Source organism: Celeribacter sp. ULVN23_4 (assembly GCF_054788345.1).
Window position 1 is genome coordinate 1 of record NZ_JBTVYO010000006.1, and the last position, 24958, is coordinate 24958.

Sequence of the window (24958 nt, forward strand, 5' to 3'; positions counted from 1 at the left end):
ACCCTCGGTACTACCTACTATAGGGGGGCATGTCCCTGATGTTTGGGGGCAACTCAAAGGCACTCTAAACACCCCTAAACAACTTAACACGATACTATTAGGCGTAAGGAGAATACTACCTGCAAAAAGCCAATACAAAACTCGACGCATTGCCGTCATTCGAGGAAAGATAAACTGCCAGAACACCTCCGTTCATGCTGTTTTCAGCATCTTGCAACTTGTGCCTTACAACTATGCAGGCTTACGGGCAGAGTTCGGTATCTCAACGAAGGCAGTAAATGCAATCGCAAGATTGAGGCCTCAATCATTGCATTATGCCGAGCTTAGAAAACTCTGCGACGACGATAACGTCGTTGTGTCGGCATTTTGAATTGGAAAACAGGCAAGGGCCTGCCCTCGATTATTGACCTAGTAAATTCTGCCTTGGGAAAATCAAATAGGTATCGTTGTTGACCTTGATCTGCCGTTAGTAAGCACAGGTTGTCACCGCCATAGTCGAAGCCTACGGTTCTCCTTAACGATCCCCATTCCTTAAGAAGCCGAGTTGCGTTTTGATGAACCGTGTAAATGTCCACCCCATCGAAACGCTCCGGGGAAATATAGTCCAACATCTTGGCATACTGCTCTAGGTCAGTTGGGCGACGTGTCGCATCTATAATCCAAATTACCTGATTATAGAAAGCCGTACGCTTAATAACTTCATCGAGCTTTATTGCGGAGTGCTGAAACTCGATTGTGAGGCCATACGGGGTTTTGATGTCAGCAATATGTAGCTCGCCTTGTGCGTCTCGGGCCGGAACCTCTTGCCAGTCAGGTGAGAATTGATTCTTCCAAGAACGGTGCCATTCGGTCTCGTTTTCCCACCACGTGTCACAGTGGCGTCGCCCTTTATGCGCCCAATGCCATACTTTCTTAGTACCACAGCGGGCCTGCATCTCTGCCCCACAACAGGGACAAGTCCCAACTGCTTTGGGCGTTGCTTCGATACGTTGAGTGTCTGATAGGGCAAAGCGCATTCTAGTCAGATGGATATTCCCGAAAGAAATTCCAAGAGGCTGTGGGCACACACCTCTCCCCCTGACCTGCTGATGCTTTAACGCCTAAATAGGAAGCTCCCCCCTTTCCAGCCCCAATATGAGACTACGGTCCGTCTGACGCGAGAGCTCAAGCCCCTAGAGTTAAATTCTCTATGCCGCCAAGCCTTGCTCTATGGCTGATTTGGCTGGGGACTAGTAATCTTTTGTAATTGCAGCGAATGTCCACTTCCTGCCCTCACATCAGAAACCATCGATTTCACAGGACAATAATAAGCAATAATTAACCCCCTCTTTTTGAAGTCACTTTCAGCCCCCCCCTTTTGATCTGTTGAAAAATTTCCTGTTATCATAGCCTTACCTCTCTGCCGATAGACCTTGGTCCTGTGTCGTGCCCAGCGCATGGTGGAATAGCCGGACTATGGAGTGGTCTACGCCTTTTGGCAGACACACTGCCGCAATCTCATAGACATCATTGGCAGACTAGGAGCGCAGCTATGCTCATCGGCTATGCACGCACATCGACACTGGAACAAATCGCAGGCTTAGAGGCTCAGAGAGAGTCACTGAAGGCCATTGGGCGCGAGAGAGAGTATGGGGGAGGGGCAGACAAGCTCCGTAAGGCAACGTACGGGCCTCTCTGAGGCTCTGGGGTACATTCGAGAAGGAGACACTCTCATCGTCACCAAACTGGATCGCTTGGCTAGGTCAGTCAGGCATCTTGGGGAAATCGTAGAGGCACTGGAGGCTAGGAATGTTGGCCTTCGCATTCTTGATCTTGGGCTTGATACCTCCAACGCAACAGGAAAGCTCATGCTCAACGTGCTGGGCTCTGTGGCCCAGTTTGAACGAGTGATGATGCATGAGCGTCAGAAGGAAGGGATCGCAAAGGCCCAGAGGGAAGGGAAGTACAAAGGGCGGGCACCTACCGCCCAGCGCATGGCTCCAGAGGTCCATAGGATGCTCTCTGAGGGGATCACTAAGCGGGACATAGCGAAGGCGCTAGGCATCTCTGAGAGGTCGGTCTATCGTGTATCAAAGGACACACAAAGTGTCCCGCCTTCAAATTGCCCCCACTGACTCTCATTCATTTCAACCACACAATCTGACATCAAAAATGGAAACCAACTATATCCAAATATTCACCAATTGCTTTCGGAGCATTTCTGCTGATCTCGGCATGCTCGACACCCTATCAAGAAAGTGGACTCGAAGGTGGAGTTACGGCAACAATGCTGGATGGGAACACAGCTAGAATCTCAGCTAAGTCAAACGCCTTTACAGATGCTGTGACCACTTGGGAATATGCGCTTTTGAAAGCAGCTGAAACGACCCAAGAGAGGGGATTTGACTACTTCGCCGTAGTCGATGCAGCAAGCGGAATGAAGCGGACAACAACTATGGGCTACAATGCTTATGGAAACCCCACGCTGATGTCCAATTCTAAGCCCAGAACGAACTTTATCATCGATATGTACAACGGCTGCATTCCTAGCAGTGCTCCAGCGGGCGTCTTTAGCGCCCCTGAAGTCATCACATACCTAGGCCCGAAATACAGAAAATGATAAACTGGGTGGTCCCTAGCTTGGGGCCACCAATACTTTTGACCGTTGTAGAAAGTCAGATCAAAGGACGCATGAGCAGCCTGATTTGCTCTTTGGACTCTGAGGGCGTGAGTTGTGGAATCGTAATCCTCGCAAAGACCTAATTTCTAGACGCTATCGCCTTTTAGACATGCGAGACATGTAGGGAAAACATGTATGGTAAAAAGGGGGGACGCAAAAATTTTACATATTAAATCAATAGCTTAAAATGTATACTTAGTAATTGGCGGTGCTGCCAGACTAATTCGAACTCGTCTCTACATGGACAGTATAGCTGCCCCTTATTCAGCGCAGAGACCGCGCCACTCGGCAAGAGCAGCGGCACGGTTCAGCTTGAAATTTGGTCTCGAGGATAGGCTGCGCTCCAAGTTAAACAGGTTGTAGATAGAGGCGTGTACGGCGGCGAATTTCTGCAAACTTCGCATGCGTCGAAAACGAAGCATCGCGCGCTCCCGCCTTCGAAATGGCAGATCCGAGTTTTCGGCGCGATTGTTCAACCAGCGCCCTGTTTCCTGACGATGCGCGGCACCGATTTCACGCAACGCGGCACCGTAAGAGCGAAGCTTATCGGTTACGATTACTTCGGGTTGGCCGTGCTTGCGCATTGCTTTTCTTAAGAATTTCAGCACCGCCTTCTTGTCCCGTGTCTTTGTGACAAAGCTTTCCAGAACTTCACCTTCATGATCGACCGCCCGCCACAAATAGTGGCGCTCACCGTTAATCTTCACAAACATCTCGTCCAGGTGCCACCGCCAGCGGCTCGATCGCAGGCCCTCAATGCGGCGTTTTCGGATCTCGGTGGCGAACATCGGTCCGAAACGATGCCACCAATATCGAACTGTCTCGTGACTAACCTCAATGCCGCGTTCGTGCAGCAAATCTTCGACATTCCGAAGTGACAGAGGGAATCGAACGTAGAGCATCACGGCCAAGCGGATGATCTCAGGGCTGGTTTTGAAATACTTGAAAGGGGAGCGTTTGATCATGGCACGAGGCTACGTGGCCGCACTACCCCTCTCAAGCAAAGTTCTTCTGACACCGCCGAACGGAGAGCGTTTGGTCATGGCACGAGACTACGAAACCGCCCCACCACACTCAAGTCAAGTTCCTCTGACACCGCCATGTTGGCAGTTTCGGGGACGGCTCGGACTGAATGAAGGATCTTGTGTTTGGCTTCGGCCTGAGCATCGAAACCATGCCTAGAGCTACGACTTCGAACACTCTCCGTCATCAGATCCCGGTTACAATTAGTCTCCGAAGAGTACCGGCAACGGTTTTGTAAAGAGACAGTATTTCGTATTGGAGAGCATTCCAACAACACGGATCTCAAGCTGCAGAAACGGTGCGCGCAGGTAACCAAGCGCAGGAGGACGCAGGCCGAAACGGTCATAGTAGATTTCTCCCGCTTGCCATCGTGAGGTTGGCTGCATCCAGTCACAGGGATCATGTGCCGATCCGAGACCCCAGATTGCTCGATGCTCACCGCCAGGCGGAACAGCACGGTAATCGAGCTTCAGATCGTCCTGTGGCACCGTTGCGGCACGCCACCATGTCTCAACCCAGAGCATCTCACGACGCGTGATCTGCCTTGGATTGAGGCGAACGCCTAAGAGTTCAAGCCCGTTCATGATCTGCGGAGCGATCCGGGCGTTGCGCGGCACATGGGTCGCCTGTCCGAGGCGCGCGGCAGGTGCAAATTCCGACAGGCGATCTAGCCGACAGGTTTTCGACCGCCCCACATCGGTTCTGATAGGTTCTTTCGTAGCTTCTGTAGACTTGGCAGAACGATCCGCAGGCGCATCGACATGGATCAACACGCTCTGCTCCGTGGTCTGCACAGAGGCTCCGAGCGCCTGACAACGCGCGGCGAAATCGTTGATGACGGGCGCTGCAGCTTCGTGTGTCAAAGTCTCGCTAAAGCCATATCCGACTCCGATGGGAAAAAACTCGACCCATGTCACGCCGTCGCGTTCAAGGCCAAGGCGAAACACGCCGCCCGGTTTGATTTCGCTTCGCAACGCTTCGGACAACATCAAACCCGGACCAGGCAGGATCAGTTTGGATTTGTAAATTTCGACGCCTTCAATTCGACTGTCGCGCGCGCAGAAAACCATATCGGCACCGGCGTCGATCAGGGCGTGAGACAGCTCTCTTTGTGTCTTCTCTCCGGTTTGTGTCCCCCAATGCACGGAGACGAGAACGACATCAGCCTTCTCTGCCGCAGCTTTAAATTCCCTAGTCATGCGCCACGCGGTTGGGTGGCGGGGAGAGATATAGGCCGTTCCTGCCGCATTCTTATCCGCCACAAAGCGACCTTGGGAAGCATCGAGGCTAAACAGCGCGACACGCAGCTCCCCAGCCTGACAATAGGCAGGTTGAAGCGCCTCTGTACGATTTGATCCGCTGCCTGCATGTGCGATACCAACGGCCTCAAGAATGTCTTTTTGCTGCATAAGCGCCGTCGGGCCGTAATCGCCGCTGTGCGAATTGGCGACCGTCACTGCATCGATTCCGGCTTTGGCGAGCACCTCGACCATCTCTGGCCGTGCACGTCGATAGAACGGCCCTTGTTCGCCCTTATCGACACCTTGCTGGCCCAATGTGCTCACCACACAGTCTAGGGTCGCAATGGACAAATCTGCGTCTTTCAACGCGGGAATATCAATCAGCTGGCCCATTCCGAGCTGCTTGGCGCGATCGTGCACGCGCCCACCGAGATTGATGCTTCCGCCAAGCACCACCACAGCCTGCGAAGGACGCGGCAAACCGGGGACTGTGGGCGGCGGCGGGGTCTCGACTGGGGCGGCCTCATGGGCTTGGTGCCCGAGGTAATACCGCAGATAGGCAACGTAGCCCGAGAGGTAATGCTCCACATCGTCGATGCGCACACGGAATGCGTGATGCCGAATAAAGAAACTACCCATGATACGCGCAGGGTTTTTAAAATACATCGCGATCTCGGGCCAGAAGAAGCCGTTCAGCAGATGATGCGCTCGGGTTTCCAGCGCCCGGTAAAACTTGTCTCGATCCAACTGCTTCAGAAGATGGTAATGCTCCGCATTTCGTTCGAGGCGCCCGATCATCTTATGCGCCGCCATCATCAGTTCCAAAAGGGTCGGGAAGGTGGTGAGCCGGTCGAGCACGAAGTCGAGATGCTCAACAACATTTTGAAGTCCAAAGCGAAAATAGCGTTCCTCTGGTCGATAGAGTGTCAGCTCATTGACACAATAACTCAGCCAGTGATCATGGATCTTCCAATGCTCCTGCGCGATGAAATAGTCGAACGCTTTCTCGACAGCCGCAATCCAACGTGGGTCTTTGGTCAACCCATAAAGACGCATCAAGCCAAAGGCCGCTTCTCCGTCATAATAAATGATGCGGAACATCTCTTTGACCGAAAGATCCTCGGCATTGAGCACATGCGCGAATTGCCCCGTCTCTAGGTCCTGAAGCCTTATAATGCCTTTTGCGAGCGCTTCCAGAAGCGGAAAATGGCGTTCATCGCCGGTCAGTTCGGTGTATTTCACAAGCGCCAGAAGGCAGACAGCACTTCCGCCCAGCTTAATCTCGTTGTTCATGTCGCGCAGATAGGCGACCCGGCCCCCATCCGGAGCATCGTAGTACTGGATCAGCGTCTCGGTCAGAAATGCGAGCCCCCGATCAATCGCTTCTTTGAGCGCCCCATGCTGCGTGACCTCCCAGGCCTCCAACATCGCGTAGAGAGTGCTCGCATGGCGCAAGGTGTTGTAAGATTTGATCTCTCTATCAAAACAGGGATGCAGCCCATAGATGAATTGGCCTTTTTCATCGATCTGCTCCGCCAAAAACCGACTGGCGTCCTCAATTAACCGCGTCACGCAAGGCTCATCCAGATCCGCCAGCTTACGCCGACCGGTATCGCGCCCTTCGACCCCGCTCTCATATCCATGAAGCGGTACGGGGGGAGTATCCGCTTGAAGCAAAAAGCCATCGGTTGCAAAAAGCTGCACTGGGGCCTGTGCCTCAATGGGCAATGTGAACGTCTCGCCGAAACGTCGCTTGCCGTAAGTCATGAAGTTTTTGACGTTCAATCCCGCATGTTCGACCACATTGCCACGATAAAGCATCGCATTGGCATTAAGCTCTTGTTCGAGAAACGCCTGCGAAAATGCGGGTTTCAGCGCCACTCCATAGCGAAAATAGTTGCGTTTGCTGCCCTGAAATGCTTGTTGCGCCTGCTCCCAAGACAAAGCCCAACTTTGGTTGACCCAATCTACACGCAACCATCTGACCGGAGTATCGGAGGCGTCCTTCTCTGCGCACCACTTCTCCAACTGCGTCCAAATGGCTTTCACATCCGGTGCGGAAAAATGAACGACTGTCGCACGTTCTGTGCCGTCGCTGATCGAAAAAAAGACCCGAAGCGGCGCATTTTTCTCAGCTGACGCAATTGCATAGGTCAGCGCCGCACGTGCCTGCGTCAAAAGCTGGCTTAGGGGCACCAAAGGATAAGCGGTTAGGCGGGAGAGCAGATCGCAAGTGGTCTTCGTCATGAATTATATCCTGAGCAGGTTCACACCGAATGGCCCAAATCGCCTCACCTTTTTTACGGACTATATCCGTCGAAAGGATGGGAATATACCACCAAGCGCCACGTCAACACTGACACCTCAGAAAACCACATTTAGACAAAGCCTGGCGCAGGTGCCTTGGCCCTGCCCCGATTTGAAAAGCGCCTGATGGTCTGCAGCCAGAGCCGCGAAAGCGCAAGAGGTCCCTGAAAAGCCCAAAGATTCGGCAATTGCACTTGCGTGAAGCGCTTCTGCAATCAAATTTCTGGACAGACCCTGTGTCGATGCATCACTATTTCGATCATCATCAAAGCTTTGGTTCATGTCGAACTCCTAAAGGAGAGAGGCAGATCATGCTGGGTGAGTGATATTGGGGGTGACACAATCCGCCTCTCAAGTGTCGGGTTGGTCCGCTGAGAGACCGGCCCTACGTGCGGAGAAGTTATTTGCAGGGTCTTCTCCTACGCCATCCAATGGCCGTTGAATGGCGATCTCGATATATCTTACGGCTTGGCCACACTATTCCCAGATGACGCCCGGGCGGACACTGCCGCCTGGGCCTTTCATGTTTAAATCGGCAGGATGTCGGTAACACCGCCCAGCAGGTCGTCGCCCAACAAATCACCACCAAGCAAACCATCCGTCAGACCACCCAAGAGGCCGCCAGACGCATCCGGGTCACCATCCGTCACCAGGACAAGCCCTGTCGCATCGGCAACAAGCCCTGCGTCACCGATCACGTCGCCAAGCACACCGTCATTGCCGGTGATGTCGCCCAAAAGGCCACTGTTGCCGGTCACATCGCCCAGCAGGCCGCCATCTGCGAGCACATCGTCGAGCAAGCCAGCGTCACTGCCCGTCAGCCCAGACAAAAGCCCATCTTCGCCGCCAAGGAGACCATCGGTCAGCCCGCCGAGGAGATCATCACCCAAGAGGCCGTCCGTCACGCCACCAAGCAAGTCGCCTTCGCCACCGAGCAGACCGTCGGTCAAACCTCCGAGAAGGTCACCGCCCAAAAGGCCGTCCGTCACGCCACCAAGCAGATCGCCTTCGCCACCGAGCAGACCGTCGGTCAAACCGCCGAGAAGGTCACCGCCCAAAAGGCCGTCCGTCACGCCACCAAGCAGATCGCCTTCGCCGCCGAGCAGACCGTCGGTCAAACCGCCGAGAAGGTCACCGCCAAGGAGGCCGCCATCCGAACTCCCGTCAGTTGCGCCTTCGCCAAGCAGGCCGGTGCCGATCAGATCGCCGACAAGCCCTTCAGAGCCCGTGATGTCACCAAGCACGCCATCGTTCGTCAACAGATCGCCCAGAAGGCCACCGGAACCCGTGACATCGCCCAGCACACCGGAGTTTCCGGTCAGATCGCCGAGCAAGCCGGTATCGGAGACGAGACCGTCAAGCAGGCCAACATCGTCACCCTGGACCCCGTCGCCCAGAAGCGGTTGCCCCAGAAGGTCGTTTCCAAGCGCATCGAGCACACCGTCTTCCCCGACGAAATCACCCAGAAGGCCCTCAGACCCCGTGATATCGCCCAACAGCGCACCGTTGTCCGTGAGACCAGCCAGCAGACCGCCAGCACCGATCAGCGGATCGAGGAAGCCCTGAACATCCGCGTCGGCGTCGGCGTCGGCATCAGCGTCGGCATCCGCATCAGCGTCGGCATCCGCATCAGCGTCGGCATCCGCATCAGCGTCAGCATCCGCATCAGCGTCAGCATCCGCATCGGCGTCAGCATCGGCGTCAGCATCGGCGTCCGCATCGGCATCTGCATCTGCATCAGCGTCCGCATCGGCGTCAGCATCCGCATCGGCGTCAGCGTCCGCATCGGCGTCAGCATCCGCATCGGCGTCAGCATCGGCGTCGGCGTCGGCGTCCGCATCGGCATCTGCATCTGCATCAGCGTCCGCATCGCTGTCATCACCGCCGCCTCCACCGCCACCGGCGAGTGCTGCGAGACCGAGGGCGCCAAGACCGAGAGCCGCCACGGCTTCCTCGGGCATGCTTTCACCAAGACCAGCCGCCGCAGGATCGCCTTCAATCACCATATCGTTGCTGTAAACAATGCTATGAAGCGACCCGTCTGCAGCCGGGACGTAATAGCCAGCAACGGTGATCATATCCCCATTGCCAAGATCAATGATCAGATCATTGCCCGAGCGGCTATATGTCTCAAGCCCGGTCTGGTCGATGTTCAGCGGAACGCGCACCTCATTTGGGGACGCCTGAATGGTTTTCATAGTCATGTTTCACTCCAATACCCAACTACACCCTTCGCACAGCAATAAACATATACGTAGGTTTATGCGAAAGACTTAAGTATATATCTGAGATATTTTAGTATGCATAGTCAAGGTTTCTCGCGTCATATTCAGAGAAAATCCGACGACACGCACAACTCAGGCGCATTTCCCCCCGGCCTTGTACTCACAAAGGGACATCAGAACAGAAAAACGCCCCGCCAAAGGCAGGGCGCTTCATCGCGTTTCAGAGATCGATCAGATCAGAGAATCGTCACCACCGAGCAGACCACCGGTCAAATCGCCCAGAAGACCATCCTCTCCACCGAGCAATCCGTCCGTAAGCCCGCCAACGAGACCACCGTCGCTGAGCAGACCGCCGACCAGACCTTCGTCGCCGATCACCCCATCAAGCAGGCCATCCTCACCACCAAGAAGACCACCGGTCAGACCGCCCAGAAGACCGTCTTCGCCGATGATGCCGTCCAGCAAGCCATCGGTCAGGCCACCGAGCAGACCATCAGAGGCTTCGCCCCCATCGGTCAGCAAGGTCAGACCCGTCAGTTCCGTCACGAGACCCTCATCCCCAACGACGCCGCCAAGCAGGCCATCGTTGCCAGTCACATCACCGAGCAGCCCGCTATTGCCGGTCACATCGCCCAGCAGCCCCCCATCAGCCAGCACAGGATCCAGAAGCCCGGCACCCTCACCGCCCAGGACACCATCCGTCAAGCCGCCCAGCAGGCCATCTTCGCCGCCCAAGAGACCATCGGTCAGATCACCAACCAGCGGAAGCCCGTCGAGAAGACCGCCCTCGCCGCCGAGCAGGCCGCCAAGCAGACCGTCGTCGCCGGTCAAACCGCCGAGGAGCCCATCTTCGCCGCCGAGAAGTCCGTCGGTCAGATCACCCACGAGCGGGAGACCATCCAGAAGTCCCCCTTCCCCGCCGAGCAAGCCGCCCAGAAGTCCGTCGTCGCCGGTCAGGCCGCCAAGCAGCCCATCTTCGCCGCCAAGAAGACCATCCGTGAGACCGCCCACAATCGGAAGGCCGTCCAACAGGCCGCCTTCGCCGCCCAGCAACCCATCGGTCAAACCACCGACCAGCGGAAGACCGTCGAGCAAGCCGCCTTCGCCGCCGAGAAGACCATCCGTCAGACCGGCCACCAGACCTTCGTTGCCAAGCAGGCCACCGACAAGGCTATCGCCGCCGAGAAGACCGCCCACGAGACCGTCCTCCGCCAAAAGCCCACCGACGAGCCCCTCATCGCTCAGCAATCCGCCCACGAGACCGTCTTCGGTCAGAAGGCTTCCGACAAGACCGTCAGCGTCCAGCAAACCGGCGGTGAGGCCGGTGCTGCCGAGCAAACCACCGACAAGCGAGCCCTCGCCCAACAGCGCATCGGTCACGCTGGACAGAGGATCATCGGAGCTCGGGCCGTCACCAAGCAGACCTGCGCCCAGCAGACCACCCAAGAGACCTTCTTCGCCGGTCACGGCCCCCAAAAGGCCGTCATTGCCGATCAGGCTGCCCAGCAGGCCTTCGGATCCTGTGATCGCGCCAAGGCCACCTTCGTTGCCGGTCAAAGACCCCAGAAGACCGTCGTCATCCACAACAGAGTCGAGAATGCCCGTCGATTGGTCCGGCTCGGGCTCCGGCTCGGGCTCGGGATCCGGGTCGACCGTATCGTCGTCATCATCGTCTGAATTGTCGTCTGAATTGTCGTCGTCGTCATCCAAAAGCACTGCGGCACCAAGCCCCGCCAAGGCGGCCAGACCAGCGCCGGCTTCATCCAGGGAGAACCCCTGACCAAGCCCTGCGACCGCGTCTTCATCGTCCCAGACGCCTTCGACACCGCTGAACGTGCCATCTGCATAGAGCAGGCGATGCGCCTCGCCATTTGCCGCTTCGGTATAAAAATTGCTGATGGTAAGCGTGTCACCATTGACCTGTTCGATCACGAGATCGTTTCCAGATTTCACAAATTGGCTCACGCTGTCCCTATTTAGATGAATCTGAACATCCACTGCGTCACCAACAACAAATCCACTCATCGCCATATCCCTAGTCCTTTCAAACGGCCCCTGCGGCCAGAATCGTCAAGCAAGCAACAACCCCACCTTTCGACTATCAAAAGTATGTCACCACATCAATAATAATATTTAAGACATTATATCGGGTGTTTTTGCAGAGGCCTGCGGGTGAAATGCTTGACGAAAAGCTGCTTACCCCCTTCCTTTGCGCCAATCACTCGGCGACACTTCGCTCGTGAAAGATTGCACATAGCCACGAAAAGAACTGCCGCGTACCGCACAGTATTTCTGTCGAGGGCTCAAATAATAGGTATGGTTAGATATGACCTCAGGCTCTCACGCGTCCCCCCCCCATCAAAGCGCAGTAATGCGACCGATTGTTCAAACCATCGCGCGCCTCATTGCGACGGATCGGCGCCCCTCCGTGCTTGCCAACGAGACTGGAAGCATCCTTCTTGCCAACGCTCCCGCACAACGTTTGCAGCTTGATCAGGGACATCTTCAAGACAAGCTCGACTGGAGATCCCTTTGCAAACAGGCAAGTCGCGCCACTAGTGTCGCAACCTCTCTCACGCTTGGCGCGACAGAGTTGGAGGGCGAGGTCGTCCATCTCTCTCTCGGGGCAGGAGACGGCTATCTTTTGCGACTATCGGAAAATGATCACGAGGCCGCTTGGCTGCGCAACCGCTCACGCGCCGCCACGCTCATGCGCGTCGCGCACGACCTGCGAACGCCGATCCAGTCCCTCCTGGTAACGGCGGAGAATATTCTGGACACCGCCGCCACAAACGACAAGGCCTCAAACGAGCAGGCCCGCAATCAGCTCAAGAAAACCTCCGAGTTGGCGCTGGAGCATATTAGCAACGTACTTGGTGTCATTCGCGGTGAGCAAAGCGTCAGCGGCCTGCGCCCGGACGAGACATTTAACATCACCGAGGAACTGCGCAGCCTCATGATGATGATCTCTCCGATCGCGCGCGCCCGTGATGTGAATCTCAAACTTTGGCTCGATCCACATGAAGATGTGTGGGTGTATGGGCCGGTGCGTTTTGTGCGGGCTCTCTTTCAAAATATTATCGACAACTCTGCCAAATACGGCGGGCATGACGTCGAAATCGGTCTCTCCTGTCGCCCTATCACCACGACGGAAACCGATGAGCCTTCGCTCAAACTTGTTCTGACTGTCAAAGACATGGGGGGCGGCCTGCCCCCGGAACAAAAAGCTCGCCTTTTGAAGGCTCTCGGTCAGGCCGACGCGAAGCAGATCGAGGCATCGCAAGACGGCAGCGCCGCCCAATCCGAGCGCCCGTCGGCGGGATTGAATGTCCTCGCCCATGCCTTGCGACAACTGGGGGGCACGCTTGAATTCTCCGATCGCTATGTGGGCGACTGTGAGACAGCAACCGACACGGACGCCGCAGTCATTGGGACGGTGATTGAGGTGACACTGGTTTTGGAACGGGGGGAACAGACGGGGCTGTTTCCCGAAACGCCGAATAGGTCGCTATCCGAAGAGTACTCATTGCAAGGGATCTCCATTATTCTGGTCGAGGACAGCCCCGCAAGCCGGGACTGGCTTTGCCATGTCCTGCGCGCCGCAGGCGCCCATGTCTGGCCGGCAGGAACGGGTCTGGAGGCGCTCTCCCTGCTCACGAAGCCGGACATTGCGGACAAACTCGATCTGATCCTGACCGACATGACCCTCCCTTACATGTCCGGCGTCGAATTCGCACAACGCGTGCGTGAAGATGAGGGGATCACCTGGAACGGGCCAATTATGGCTCTGACCGCACATGTGGCAGACGCCGTGCTCTCGGCTTGTGACGCGGCCGGGGTTGCGAAAGTGCTTGAAAAACCCATTCGTCCGGCACAATTGCGCGCGGCTCTCCGCGCCGCTTTGGATGACACCTCGGAGACGCCACAAACGCCCCCAGCTCTTTCCTCACAGGACGAGGGAAGTGCGGATGGTCAGGAAACCGTAGAAGTTTCGCCGTTCAAAAAAGAAATCGTGCATGAATTGCTGACACAACTCGGTCATGAGGGCGCAGTATCGTTCATGACCCGGGCACATGCCGAAGCCAGCCAAGTTTTGTCGAAACTCCAAAAAGATGGAGTTAGCCCCGACACTGCCCGCATGCTTCACGCGGCGACGGGCGTATGTAGCCTCACGGGTCTTGGAGCATTGGAGGCGTGTTTACGGTCCATGGAAAAGGCTGTTGACGCCGGTATGCCCCTAGATATGTGTGAAAAGCAGCTAGAAACAGATCTAACACGGACCCAAAAAGCGATTACGGAGCTACCTTAAGAAGAAATTTAATGAAGTATATACAATCATAGGTCGCAAAATATGGATTTCGTGCAGAATTTCGGAACATTATGAGTGATTGCTTAGTTAAATTGTGGAGAAATTAATTTTGCGCGCTCTATAGAGCGTCATTGCCTAAAGAGGCCACCACAAATACATGCAGGGCCGTCAACGGCCTTGAGAAGAAGGAAAACAAATGACGGCGACCGCCTCAAAAATAAGAATTCTGATTGCTGACGACCATGCGATGGTTTTGGAAATGTTCGAGCACTTCCTTTCCAACCTACCAGAATTTGAGGTGGCAACGGCCCCTGATCTCAATGCAGCCCTTCAAATTCTTGACAGCGATGGTCCTTACGATTTGGTTCTGGTCGACTTAAATATGCCAGGCATGAACGGAGTAGAGGGCCTTGGAAAGGCGCTTGAAAAAAACCAGGGCAAGCCTACAGGCCTTTTGACCAGCGACCCGACTGCGCAGGTTGTGACCGAAATTCTCGCGATGGGGAGCTCTGGAGTCATTCTCAAAACTGCGTCTTTGAAAGATTTGGCCAATGAAATCCGCTTTATGGCGGCAGGCGGACGTTACGTACCAGTCGAACTGCTTGATCAGCAACGCCTCAAATCACGCGGCACAAAAAAATCTCCGCTTTCGGAAAGGGAAATGCAGGTTCTTGGGCATTTGGCTGAGGGACAATCGAACCGCGAAATCGCGCAAGGCCTCAACCTCGCAGAGGCAACCGTCAAAATGCATGTCAAATCGATCTGCACCAAACTAGGCGCGAACAACCGGACACAAGCGGTCATCGTCGCTCAAGACAGGAACTATATCTGAGAGTTTGTGTGGGAGTTAGTGTACTTGGCGCAATGTTTGCAGAAGGGTTTGCTCGCAGGCTTTTGAGGACAAGATAGCGTCGCAAAGGCCAAGCGAGTTGAGAACTGACTCCCCCTCCCAGAGCTCGCTTTCGAGTGCGACAATGCGGATTTCGGGGTAGCTTCGGCGGATTTGCAAGCAGGCATCTGCCGCAGCCTCTGGAGAGCCAAAAAAGTCTTCATCCACGACGAGCACGTCCGGTATCCAAGGGCTTCCATGCATATGGCAGAGTGCATTATGTGCATTGTCACTATTCAGCAAAGACATCTGAAACCCTTGGCTGATTTGGCTCTTGTTCACGGGGATCATATCCCAATCAGTGAGGGCAATCACATTGATCACCAACTGCGCAGACCCGGCTGAAACTGCGGCGGCATTTTCCGATTTTAAAATTTGCTGTAGCATTCGAAAGTCCCCGTCATCCCAAAATCGCGTTTTTTCGCGCAGACGTTTACCCTAAATACGCCAACCAGACCGGTCGACGATCTGCGTACTTTCTTGGTGGCGCAACGCTCTCTGCGAGATCAGGCCAAACCTCCAGATGTCGGTTCAACCGCAGCACTTGCACCAAATCTCCAATCACCCCTTTTTGCTGTGTCGATTTTAGGTCCATTTTTGCAAAAAGCCGATCTTCCAGACTGCTACGCTTATCGCCACTTACCCGTTGCTGCTTGAAAAGCATGAAATCACCAAACACTTTTTGTGGGACAAATTCCCAAGTTCTCGAATCGCTCCGCCCGCTAAATCCGGAAAGCTTTGCGTCGCCTCGAGACAATATATAGCACTAATGTATGTATAGAAATATACATTATTTTCAAAACAATACTTTAGTATCTGTTTTTGAGCTAGAATTTTTGGCTACGCGCACAAAAAAGGCGTTGGTGCTTATTCACACCAACGCTTCCATATTTTTCTAACGCGTGCACTTGCCTCCGACGAAATAAACTCGCCGAAAACTTTAAAATCGTTTACTTAAGCTCAGACCAAAGACCTGCTCTTCGTCTCCGTCCTCTTTCTCGACCGGCTTTGCCATGTAGAGAGCAATAGGTGTATTCCCCACCTCAAATGACAACGACAGCCCGACGGAACTTCGCTGATGGTAATCGTCGTCAATCGAACCATTCTGCGTATCGTCCAGCCCCCAGGCCGCTCCAGTCTGCCAGAAAATACCGGCGACCAACGGCGCCTCTAAGAGAGCTTCGAAATTGTGCTGAAATTCGACGGAAGACACCGCGAACTTATTGCCGCCCAGTCCATCACCATTGTCCCGCGGCCCAACACCGCGCGGCGCAAAGCCGCGAAAAACGTCCGCACCGGGCGCAAACCGGTCCAGAACCCGTGTGGCGTTGCCCGGTTGACCCGATACAGTGCCAGCCTCGAGAGTGATCAACATACGTGACTGCGCTCCCAACGGCACATAAGAACGGCTTTCAAAGCGGAAATCGGACAACCGGTCATCTGTTCCAAGGTTCCAGAAATACTGATCCATACTGAGATTGTATTCCCAGCTTCCCCAGCCACGTTCCCCATCCTCGAAGGAACTGTGATTGAGGCCCAGCCGCACATAGGGCGCTGCGATGTTATCGGTCTCTTCCTCCAACAAAAGCGCACTAGCGTCGTGTGCCACGTCGAAAAGACTATAGTCACGGTATCCCAGACCTGCTTCCAGACGCGTCGTATCGGTGATTGTCCAGGCTAGATAGGCTTCGATTTGAGCGGTCTCGCTCGAAAAAGAGCGGTCATCGTAGGACAGCTCTTCCCACCCCGAGCGAAAACCCAAATCGATGTGCTCGCCGATGAAATCGACATGATATAGGCGCGCGACGCCCCGTTTGACCTCTGAATTATATTCCAACCGCACAGACCCGTAGGTGTCGGGCAAGAGGTTGTAGCGCTCGAAGAACAGCCCCCCAATCAACCCATCTTGTGACGCGTAACTGAGGCTCCCCTCGATCCGCCCCGGTTGGTTGTTCAACTCTTCCACTTCGATGACAAGCGTCTCCCCCTCGGGATACAGCACAACGCTCTCGAACACGCCGGTGGACATGAGACAATCCTCGATGGCGCGCAGTTCCAGCGAAAGATAGGGCACATTCGGCACCGCCCCGCAGGTCATCTGAATGTCCTGTTCCGGGATGAACTGCGCCCCACGCACTTCGACGCGGGCAAAGCTTTGCACCGATTGAGTCCCAACCGATTGCGCAGCGCCCGCCGTCGCAATCAGTGCCAAAGCAGGAAAAAGAACCGCCGCGCGGCGCGCGGCAGGAGCAAAGAGTGGCGGCAGCATAGGTGTCTTTCTCTTACATCTCATCAATTGTTTCAGCTCTGCGTCTGCGTTTCAGATGCCCCCACATCCAAAACGCTCAACGCAATCTTGCCCGCATCAGCGGACGGGTCAGATAGCTTAAGACCGACCGCTTTCCGCTTTCGATATCGACCTGCGCGACCATGCCGGGCCGGATCGCGAACTGCTCCCCAAAGCGTTCGAGATAGCTGGTCTCCGTGCGCACCATCACGCGGTAGAAATCTTGCGGACCTTGCGGCGTGTCCTCTTCGACCGTGTCTTCGGAAATCTGCGTGACCACCCCGGCGAGATCGCCATAAGTCGCAAAATCATAGGCCGTGATCTTGACGCTGGCGGGCATTCCCGGCGCGACAAAGGCAACGTCTTGCGGCTTGACTTTGGTTTCAATCAAAAGCTGATCGTCCGTCGGCGTGATCTCCATAATCGGCTCACCGGGCTGCACCACGCCGCCCAATGTGGTGATCTCGATGTTGTTGACGCGGCCGGCCACAGGCGAACGGATTTCAGTACGATGGAATTCGGCCTGTTTCTGGATCAGATCCTGTTGCAAGGTGGTCAGTTTGGCACGCCGTGCCGCGAGATCCTTGTAGGCGTCTTGCACATAGGCGTTGCGCACCTCGTTGATCTTGCCATCAAGCTCCGCCTTCTGCTGGCGCAATTGGAGAAGATCGATCTGACTGACGGCACCGTTTGCGGCAAGCGGGCTGGTGATTTCGATCTGGCTCTCCACGGTGCCGCGTTCCTCTTCGAGCGAGGCAAGTGAGGCTTCTAGCTTGGTCCGGCGCGCTTCAAACAGGCGCAATTCCGTCGCCTCCGCCTCATTCGGATTCGACCCAAACTCCAGATGAGGCTGTTCAAGAACCTCTGCTTCAAGGCGTTTAACCTCTGCCGTCAGTGCGGTGATCTCTGCCTGCGTAGCGTTGAAGGCCGTTTGAGAGCGGGTGGGGTCGAGACGTGCGATCAACTGCCCTTCCTGAACAATGTCGCCCTCGCTGACATGTAGCTCCGCAAGAATGCCGCCCTCCAAACTTTGGATGGACTGCAAACGGCGCAACGGCACGACCCGACCGTCGCCGCGGGTGATCTCGTTAATCTCGGCCAAAGCGGCCCAGCCGATTGCGATTGCCAACGACAGAACGACCGTCTGGATCACCACCCGTGCACGTTTCACGGTCTGCCTGCGATAGCTGCCGTCGATATGGCTCGTTGTGATCAGATCGGCGTTACTCATTTCACGGCCTGTACCGGTTTGGACTGTGCCGAATTTGCCCGCGCCGTGTTGAGGATCTGAAGCAGATCACCATCCCGCGCCACACGCCCGTCCTTCAACACAATCGCCCGCTCGGTGAGACCGAGCAACTCGCGTTTGTGGGTCGAAATGATCGTCGTGCGGCCTTTGAGCCAGACTTTGAGGTAGGCGATCACCTTGGCTTCGGTCACATGGTCAAAGGCAGACGTAGGCTCATCGAGCAGCACCACTTTCGGGTCTTGCAACAAAACCCGCGCCAAGCCGATGGACTGACGTTGACCGCCGGACACATTGGCATTGCTTTGAATCTGGAGGTCGAGCCCACGCACATGTTGGCGCACGAACTTGCCCAGCCCCACCGCATCCAGCGCGGTTAGCAGCTCTTCGTCGGAATGGAGCCCATGATCGAGTAAAAGGTTCTCGCGCAATGTGCCCTGAAACAAAGCAACGCTTTGCGGCAGATAGCCGATCTGGCGACGACGGTCGATCGGATCGATTTGGCTCAACGCCAGATCGTCCAAAAGGACACTTCCGGACTGCGGATCGGTCAACCCCGCCAGCAGACGCAATAGCGTCGACTTCCCGGCACCATTGCCGCCGAGAAGCGAAATCCGCTCCCCGGCTTCGATTTTCAATTCGGGGATGGCCAAGACCGGAGGCGCTTCCGGATTATGGCGAAACACCACATCCTGAAGCTGGTAATCGCCCTGCATCATTTCTGCGCGCACGAAATGCCGATCAGTAGGTCGCTCGACCGGCATTTTCATGATCGCGTCGAGACCTTCCATCGCGGCACGCACATATTGCCACTTGGCGAGAAGCCCGGCCACTTGCCCCATCGGAGACATCGCGCGGGTCGACAACAAGGTGCAGGCGATGAGGCTACCGACGGTCAATTCACCGGCACCGATCAGATAGACGCCGGCAATCACGACGCCGGCATAAGCAAGGCGTTGAACCGCACTGACCAACTGCGTCATCAGTGTCGTCAGGTTGCGCGTTTTCACCGCCGTCGTCGCCATCGTGGCCGTCAACTGAGCATGCGCCCTCTGAAGACGACCTTCCGCGCGTGCCGCTTTGACCGTCTCGATGTTCGTGATGGTTTCGAGCAAAAGCCCGTTGAGCGCAGCCGCCTCACGGGTGTTTTCTTTGGAGGCCCGTGCCAGTTTCTTTTGCATCAGAATACCGGGCAAGACCGTCAGGATGACCCCGGCCAACACCACCAGTGCGACAGAGCCCCCGATGAACCAAATGACGCCAAGGAAGATCAGCACAAAAGGCAGATCGCAAATGGCCGTCACCGTGGTCGACGTGAAAAACTCACGCACAACGCCGAAGTCCCGGACCTGATTGGCGAATACTCCCGGAGATGCGGGTTGGTTGACAAGGCGCATGTTCGCCACCTTGTCAAAAAGCTGCGCCGAGAGCCGCAAATCCAGATCGCGCCCCGACACATCGACCAAAGACGAGCGCATCAATCGCAAGACAAGTTCAAGAACGATGGCAATGCCAACGCCACTGGCCAGAATCCACAAGGTATCCATTGCATTATTGGGCACCACGCGGTCATAGACCTGCATTGAAAAGAGCGCAGTCGCGACGGCGAGAAGGTTGGCCGCAAAGGACGCGATCATCACGTCGCTATAGATCCACCAGTTTTCCCACAGTGGCCCAAGCAGCCAATGCCCACGCCCCGCTTTTTGGCCATCAAGGCGGTCGGACACAATGTCGAGCGGCTTTGAGATCAACAGTTTGCCATCATGAAGGCGCTCAAGCTCTTCGAGCGTCCAAACGGCCTTGCCGCCGCCAGACTCCGGCAGGACGACTTTAGCCCGGTTGCCTGACATCTCTTCTAGGATCAGTGTGCGGCCGTCTTTCAGAAAGAGCAGAACGGGCAAACTATGTTCGGGCAGCGAGGCCAGTGCCTCTCGGCTGACCCGACAGCTCATATTGGCACGGCGTAGCGCCAAAGGTGCCATGTCCGGGGTCAATTGACTTCCCGTCTCCAGTGGCAAACCTTCCGTCAACTGGGTGACTGAGGAGGACACACCTTGTAACCGGCAAAGTTCTAATAGGCCCAAAACAAGAGGATCGTGCGATGCCGTATCTTTCATACCAACGTCCGTTTCCAACCTACTGCACCAAAGGATTTACGGAGAGCATCGTTCCTAGCACTCCCAACTCTTTCGCGGATTCATATTCCGTTCGCTTGCGCTCATCATATGTGTCGATTTCGTCGATCTGCGCGTCATAGAGATCACGCCCCGTCGTCAGCAGATCGAGAATTTCACGACGGCCCGCGACAAACTGCTCTTCATAAGTGCTGAGCACTTTCTCGGACTCACGGAGCTGCACCGCTTTGGAGCTTTCGCTGCGACGCAACAAGCTCAAGCGTTCCAACGCGCTACTCGCCGTGTTCATAAGTTGACGCTCGACCCCATAGAGCGAGGCCTTTGCCCCCTCGACCTGAAGCTGCGCCATTTGGATCTGGCGCTGACCAAAGCCACGTGAATTCAGGTCAACACCTGCAGAGAGCCCCAAGGCAGTCTGCGTCGAGCCGCCGTTCAAATCCACACGCCCCTGAGCCTGAAGATTGATAGTGGGGAAACGTTGCGCTTTTGCTGTTTGTATCCCCGCCTCAGCTTCAGCCACAGCGGCTCTCGCGGCGACATATTCTGGCGCGATACGTATCGCGGCGCGGATTTTGTCGGAATTACCGAAATGCTGAGAGAACCCAATTGCGGGAGGCCTACTGACACTCGAAACCGGTTTGCCGATAAGGAACTCGAGTTGGGCCATGGCGATTTGCCGATTGGCCAACAGTTGCGCCATCTGCTCGTCGGCGCGCGCAATCTCAAGTCGCGCACGCGCCACTTCACTGTTATCGCTGACCCCTGCCCGGGTGCGATCTTGCGCCTGACCAGCCAGACGGCGCGCAAATTCCATATACTCTTTCGTATAAGCGATTTTGCGATTCAACACTTCGACATCAAGGAAGAAGCCCGCAATCTCGAATGTCAAATCTTCGATCGAGATTTTCAGATCGGAAACAGCTTGAACACGGGCCTGGGACGCTTCCTCGATATCAGCTTTTGTCTCGCCCCAATCAAAGAGCACCTGCGTGACGCTTAAGGTTAGCCCGGGACCATCGCTATCGGTTGTACTTGTGTCACCGGAGAGGCTGATGGATGGAAAATAAGCATCTCGCGCCGCCTGAATGTCGACGGTTTTCATGGCAACTTCTTGTCGCAGGGCTTCGACGCCAGGATCGTTCACCGAGGCTATCAGGACAGCTTCCTGCAAAGACATCTGTGCCCATGCCGGCACCGAGATAACTGTCAGAATACAAGCGGATACGACGAGTCCCTGCCGAAAGCGATTTCCGAGGGACCGTCCGAGAGTAAATGTGGTTAACAACTGGCTCCTGTTTCGCCACCTCATCTGAGGTTACTCGCAGCCATGGCGACCTGACGGCCCCCCGCGCTTTGGGTCAAACTCCACATAGAGACAAAAGTTTTCAACATCATATCTTACTATCACCCACCCTGCGAAAGCGCTGTCAAAGCGCCTAAAATAACATTCGTATTGGACACACCCACAAAAGCGGGAAAACTTTTCCTTCGGCGCATCCAAAAGAAGCCCCATCAAGGCGCAGCCCATCAAACGGCTATATAAGATACATCAATGATTGGGGTGAAAATATCAACCCAAGTTTACACATTACTGTGCTGCATCATCATCCGGGAACAATCCGCCAAGGAGCGTATCCTCAAGGCCAACCGTATCAACAAGAGCACCAGCCAATTCGCCAGTCTCCGCAAGCAGGCCACCAACGGCATCGCCGCTATCCCCTGCCACTTCCCCTAGAATCGCGTCCAGAGCATCGCCGCCCGCAATAACATCCGGGCTCGACGGGCCGAGGATTTCGCTCAACAGGTTATCTATTTCACCATCGAGCGGCAGGCCTCCATCGTCCGCCAAGAGACCCTGATCAGCCAAAGCCCCCGTCAGGCTATCCTCGCCAACAAGCCCCGCGAAAAGATCATCGAAGCCACCCAGAGCCGTCTCCGGGACGTCGATATCAAAGACATCTTCATCGCCCAACAGGCCGGTTAGTACGTCATCGACACCATCAAATACAGCATCCGTCACATCGCCGAGAACGGCCCCAACATCCCCGGCGGACGCGTCAAGCCCGATCAGAGTATCGAGGAAATCACCTTCTTCCTCACCGTCGACGTCAGCGGTCTCATCCCCCCCCCCGCCAAGGCCAAGCAATCCACTGAGCAGACCGCCATCCCCCACAAGGCCTCCCACGATCGGCAAATCTCCGACGAGATCGTTCAGAAGGCCGTCCTCTCCAAACAGGTCGTCAACGACGTCCGATATAATCCCGCCTTCGCCCAGCACGCCGTCGAGCACCCCGTCGCCCAAAATCGGATCAAGGATACTGCTTAGAACGCCATCTTCACCGACCAGTGCATCCATGAGGTCGTCGATCACACCGTCTTCGCCGAGCAGTTCCGCCAAAAGAGACTCATCGCCTAGCAACTCCGTCAGCGCACTCCCCAAAAGCCCATCTGGGCCAAGAAGCGTCTCCAGGGCGTCCAGGTCAAGTAAGCCGCCTTCGCCGATCAGAGTGTCGAGTAGCGTGCCGACAAGGCTCTCATCCCCAAGCAACGTGTCGAGAATTCCCCCTTCTCCTAAAAGGGCATCAAGAAGGGAGGCGACAAGGCCATCGTCACCAATGATGGGATCAAGCACATCCCCAAGGAGGCCGTCGCCATCGTCGTCTTCGAACAAATCGACACTGGGGGACACACCGGAATCAACGCCTATGCGCGCGTCCTCAGCACCCCTTGCCTCTGCCAAAATCTCAACAGCTGCAGCATTCGCCGCACCAGCATCAGATGTTTGTCCCGTCCGACCCGCTGCGGCAACAAGACCAGACGTCACGACACCGAAATCATCGACACTCTGCTCGGAATCCTCATCCACGCTAGCATCAGGCGATGCTTCTTCGAACTCGCCGTTCTTCGATACCTTTGCGTCGCCTTGAGCAGGCTGGACGAAGTGTTCCGAACCGTGACCTTCGGAAACACCCTCTTCAGGCTCGCCAGCAGCGGCGCTGAGCCCATCTGCCAATCCAGCTTGCAAGGCCAAACCCATTCCAATGGCACTGGCCGCCGCGCCGTTGAGACTGGTTTTCTGATTGAAACGCTCCTGTTGCGCGGTAGTCACAGAAAATGGGAGTGCGGACGTATCCGCGGGGCGCTCAACCGATTTATCTCGACCATTTTTCGTCATTTCCTGACGTTCTCCGACCATGAAATTTCAGAACAACAGACAGCTACTATACTCGGCGCCCTACATGCCCGCAATACATATACGACTTCCGTTGAAAGTAATCCAGCATTTTGTATACCCCTCCATACCTTAGATGAAGCCCCTTCAGGCGATAACAATGTCGATCGACAAAGAGCACACGGCACGATCTGAATCGTGAGGTAACGAAACTGCTGCAGGACATGCAAAATCTAGGGAGATAACCCTCTCCGTTATAGATGTAGGTTGCCGAAAGGAAAGGGCTGAATCCATGCTTGCGTGCATCGTATCGCGGGCACATTTATACAAACATAAGTATGCCTTTATTTTCTAGTCTCTCTGCTCCTCTGACAATACTTAATTGATGATATGAACTTCCCTCCCGTCACACAGGCGATCATATTGCACAGAAATGTAACAACCCTCCTCCATTCACCGATATATATGCTTTATAAATACTTTTTAATGTTGAATTAAATACTAATTGATGCACTCTTTCCAGAGACTCGCATCCTGAGATGGGAATCGCTTCATGCTCCTATTCGGCCATTTTTAATCAGCCGGAGTTAAAGGATGACTTTACAACAGGGACAATCAAATGACGCAAAACATTTCGAAATCTGAATTTGTTTTTTCGTGAAATGGATGTGTGGAGGTGGTGTCAGACCAATTCGAACCCGTCTCAGCTTGGACAGAAAGACTGTCCCTTATTCCGCGCAGAGAGCGCGCCACTCTGCGAGAGCGGCGTCGCGGTTTAGTCTGAAATTTGATCTAGAGGTGAGGCTACGCTCCGAGTTGAACAGGTTGTAGATAGAGGCGTGGACGGAGGAAAATTTCTGCAAACTTCGCATGCGCCGGAAACGAAGCATCGCCCGCTCGCGCCTTCGGAATGGCAGATGGGAGTTTTCGGCGCGGTTGTTCAACCAGCGCCCTGTTTCCTGACGATCCGCAGCGCCGATCTCGCGCAATGCGGCACCGTATGATCGGAGTTTATCAGTTACGATCACTTCTGGCCGTCCGTGCTTGCGCATTGCTTTTCTTAAGAATTTCAATGCCGCTCGTTTGTCACGTGTCTTTGTCACAAAGCTTTCCAACACTTCACCTTCATGATCGACGGCCCGCCGCAAGTAGTGCCGCTCGCCATTGATCTTCACAAACATCTCATCAAGATGCCACCGCCAGCGGTTCGACCGCCCCTCCCCTCGACATTGCGCTTTCTGATCTCTGCCACAAACATCGGGCCAAACCGTTGCCACCAGTAGCGAATGGCTTCATGGCTGACATCCACGCCGCGTTCGTGCAGCAGATCCTCGACGCGGCGCAATGACAGAGGGAACCGAACGTAGAGCATCACCGCCAAACAAATGATCTCAGCGCTCGCTTTGAAATACTTGAAAGGCAAGCGTTTGATGATGGCTTGAGGCTACGTGACCGCCCTGCCGGT

General features: G+C 55.3%; 17 protein-coding genes and 1 pseudogene. 5 read left to right on the forward strand and 13 right to left on the reverse strand.

Annotated elements, in window-relative coordinates; all coding sequences use genetic code 11:
• The coding region (locus ACYBHZ_RS13290) for a hypothetical protein (protein WP_460275000.1) at nucleotides 1–370 on the forward strand (370 nt) is incomplete at its 5' end.
• Here ACYBHZ_RS13290 and ACYBHZ_RS13295 read toward each other — a convergent pair.
• Nucleotides 324–1016 (reverse strand): competence protein CoiA, encoded by a 693-nt coding sequence (locus ACYBHZ_RS13295; protein ID WP_460274771.1) that lies wholly within the window; start codon nucleotides 1014–1016, stop codon nucleotides 324–326. The two genes, ACYBHZ_RS13290 and ACYBHZ_RS13295, sit on opposite strands and share 47 nt — an antisense overlap.
• Before the next feature lie 612 nt (nucleotides 1017–1628).
• On the opposite strand from ACYBHZ_RS13295, the gene ACYBHZ_RS13300 reads away from it, so the two are divergent.
• Both ACYBHZ_RS13300 and ACYBHZ_RS13305 read left to right on the forward strand, forming a co-directional pair.
• Nucleotides 1629–2114 (forward strand): recombinase family protein, encoded by a 486-nt coding sequence (locus ACYBHZ_RS13300; protein ID WP_460274772.1) that lies wholly within the window; start codon nucleotides 1629–1631, stop codon nucleotides 2112–2114.
• Between the two features lie 86 nt (nucleotides 2115–2200).
• Complete coding sequence (locus ACYBHZ_RS13305; RefSeq protein WP_460274993.1) at nucleotides 2201–2599, forward strand: CC0125/CC1285 family lipoprotein; 399 nt, start codon at nucleotides 2201–2203, stop codon at nucleotides 2597–2599.
• A 320-nt stretch (nucleotides 2600–2919) separates the two neighbouring features.
• On the opposite strand, the gene ACYBHZ_RS13310 is transcribed toward ACYBHZ_RS13305, so the two are convergent.
• The 5 genes from ACYBHZ_RS13310 to ACYBHZ_RS13330 all read right to left on the reverse strand — a co-directional run bounded on the left by ACYBHZ_RS13310 (nucleotide 2920) and on the right by ACYBHZ_RS13330 (nucleotide 11486).
• Nucleotides 2920–3624: an IS6 family transposase gene (locus ACYBHZ_RS13310; RefSeq protein ID WP_460274773.1), complete on the reverse strand. Its 705-nt coding sequence runs from the start codon at nucleotides 3622–3624 to the stop codon at nucleotides 2920–2922.
• Nucleotides 3625–3885: 261 nt separating this feature from the next.
• Nucleotides 3886–7170: a CapA family protein gene (locus ACYBHZ_RS13315; protein WP_460274774.1), complete on the reverse strand. Its 3285-nt coding sequence runs from the start codon at nucleotides 7168–7170 to the stop codon at nucleotides 3886–3888.
• A 117-nt stretch (nucleotides 7171–7287) separates the two neighbouring features.
• Nucleotides 7288–7512 carry a hypothetical protein gene (locus ACYBHZ_RS13320; protein ID WP_460274775.1) on the reverse strand — a complete coding sequence of 75 codons (225 nt, stop codon included), beginning with the start codon at nucleotides 7510–7512 and terminating at the stop codon, nucleotides 7288–7290.
• 245 nt (nucleotides 7513–7757) lie between these two features.
• Nucleotides 7758–9434 (reverse strand): BapA/Bap/LapF family prefix-like domain-containing protein, encoded by a 1677-nt coding sequence (locus tag ACYBHZ_RS13325; protein WP_460274776.1) that lies wholly within the window; start codon nucleotides 9432–9434, stop codon nucleotides 7758–7760.
• A gap of 252 nt (nucleotides 9435–9686) precedes the next feature.
• Nucleotides 9687–11486, reverse strand: a complete 1800-nt coding sequence (locus ACYBHZ_RS13330; RefSeq protein ID WP_460274777.1) for a BapA prefix-like domain-containing protein — start codon at nucleotides 11484–11486, stop codon at nucleotides 9687–9689.
• A gap of 340 nt (nucleotides 11487–11826) precedes the next feature.
• Here ACYBHZ_RS13330 and ACYBHZ_RS13335 point away from each other — a divergent pair, with 340 nt between their 5' ends.
• Both ACYBHZ_RS13335 and ACYBHZ_RS13340 read left to right on the forward strand, forming a co-directional pair.
• A complete protein-coding gene (locus ACYBHZ_RS13335) occupies nucleotides 11827–13764 on the forward strand; it encodes a hybrid sensor histidine kinase/response regulator (RefSeq protein WP_460274778.1) in 1938 nt (645 codons plus the stop codon).
• Between the two features lie 196 nt (nucleotides 13765–13960).
• A complete protein-coding gene (locus tag ACYBHZ_RS13340; RefSeq protein WP_460274779.1) occupies nucleotides 13961–14596 on the forward strand; it encodes a LuxR C-terminal-related transcriptional regulator in 636 nt (211 codons plus the stop codon).
• A 15-nt stretch (nucleotides 14597–14611) separates the two neighbouring features.
• Here ACYBHZ_RS13340 and ACYBHZ_RS13345 read toward each other — a convergent pair whose 3' ends face one another.
• The 7 genes and pseudogenes from ACYBHZ_RS13345 to ACYBHZ_RS13375 form a co-directional block, all read right to left on the reverse strand.
• Complete coding sequence (locus tag ACYBHZ_RS13345) at nucleotides 14612–15040, reverse strand: hypothetical protein (RefSeq protein ID WP_460274780.1); 429 nt, start codon at nucleotides 15038–15040, stop codon at nucleotides 14612–14614.
• 553 nt (nucleotides 15041–15593) lie between these two features.
• Complete coding sequence (locus ACYBHZ_RS13350) at nucleotides 15594–16922, reverse strand: BamA/TamA family outer membrane protein (protein ID WP_460274781.1); 1329 nt, start codon at nucleotides 16920–16922, stop codon at nucleotides 15594–15596.
• Between the two features lie 76 nt (nucleotides 16923–16998).
• Nucleotides 16999–18171 (reverse strand): HlyD family efflux transporter periplasmic adaptor subunit, encoded by a 1173-nt coding sequence (locus ACYBHZ_RS13355; RefSeq protein WP_460274782.1) that lies wholly within the window; start codon nucleotides 18169–18171, stop codon nucleotides 16999–17001.
• Nucleotides 18168–20303, reverse strand: a complete 2136-nt coding sequence (locus tag ACYBHZ_RS13360) for a type I secretion system permease/ATPase (RefSeq protein ID WP_460274783.1) — start codon at nucleotides 20301–20303, stop codon at nucleotides 18168–18170. The genes ACYBHZ_RS13355 and ACYBHZ_RS13360 overlap by 4 nt, the downstream gene beginning before the upstream one ends.
• 19 nt (nucleotides 20304–20322) lie before the next feature.
• Entirely contained in the window at nucleotides 20323–21606 is a 1284-nt protein-coding gene (locus ACYBHZ_RS13365) for a TolC family protein (RefSeq protein ID WP_460274784.1), read from the reverse strand.
• Between the two features lie 303 nt (nucleotides 21607–21909).
• Entirely contained in the window at nucleotides 21910–23352 is a 1443-nt protein-coding gene (locus tag ACYBHZ_RS13370) for a hypothetical protein (protein ID WP_460274785.1), read from the reverse strand.
• A gap of 869 nt (nucleotides 23353–24221) precedes the next feature.
• Nucleotides 24222–24925, reverse strand: a pseudogene (locus ACYBHZ_RS13375) (IS6 family transposase).
• Nucleotides 24926–24958: the final 33 nt, after the last annotated feature.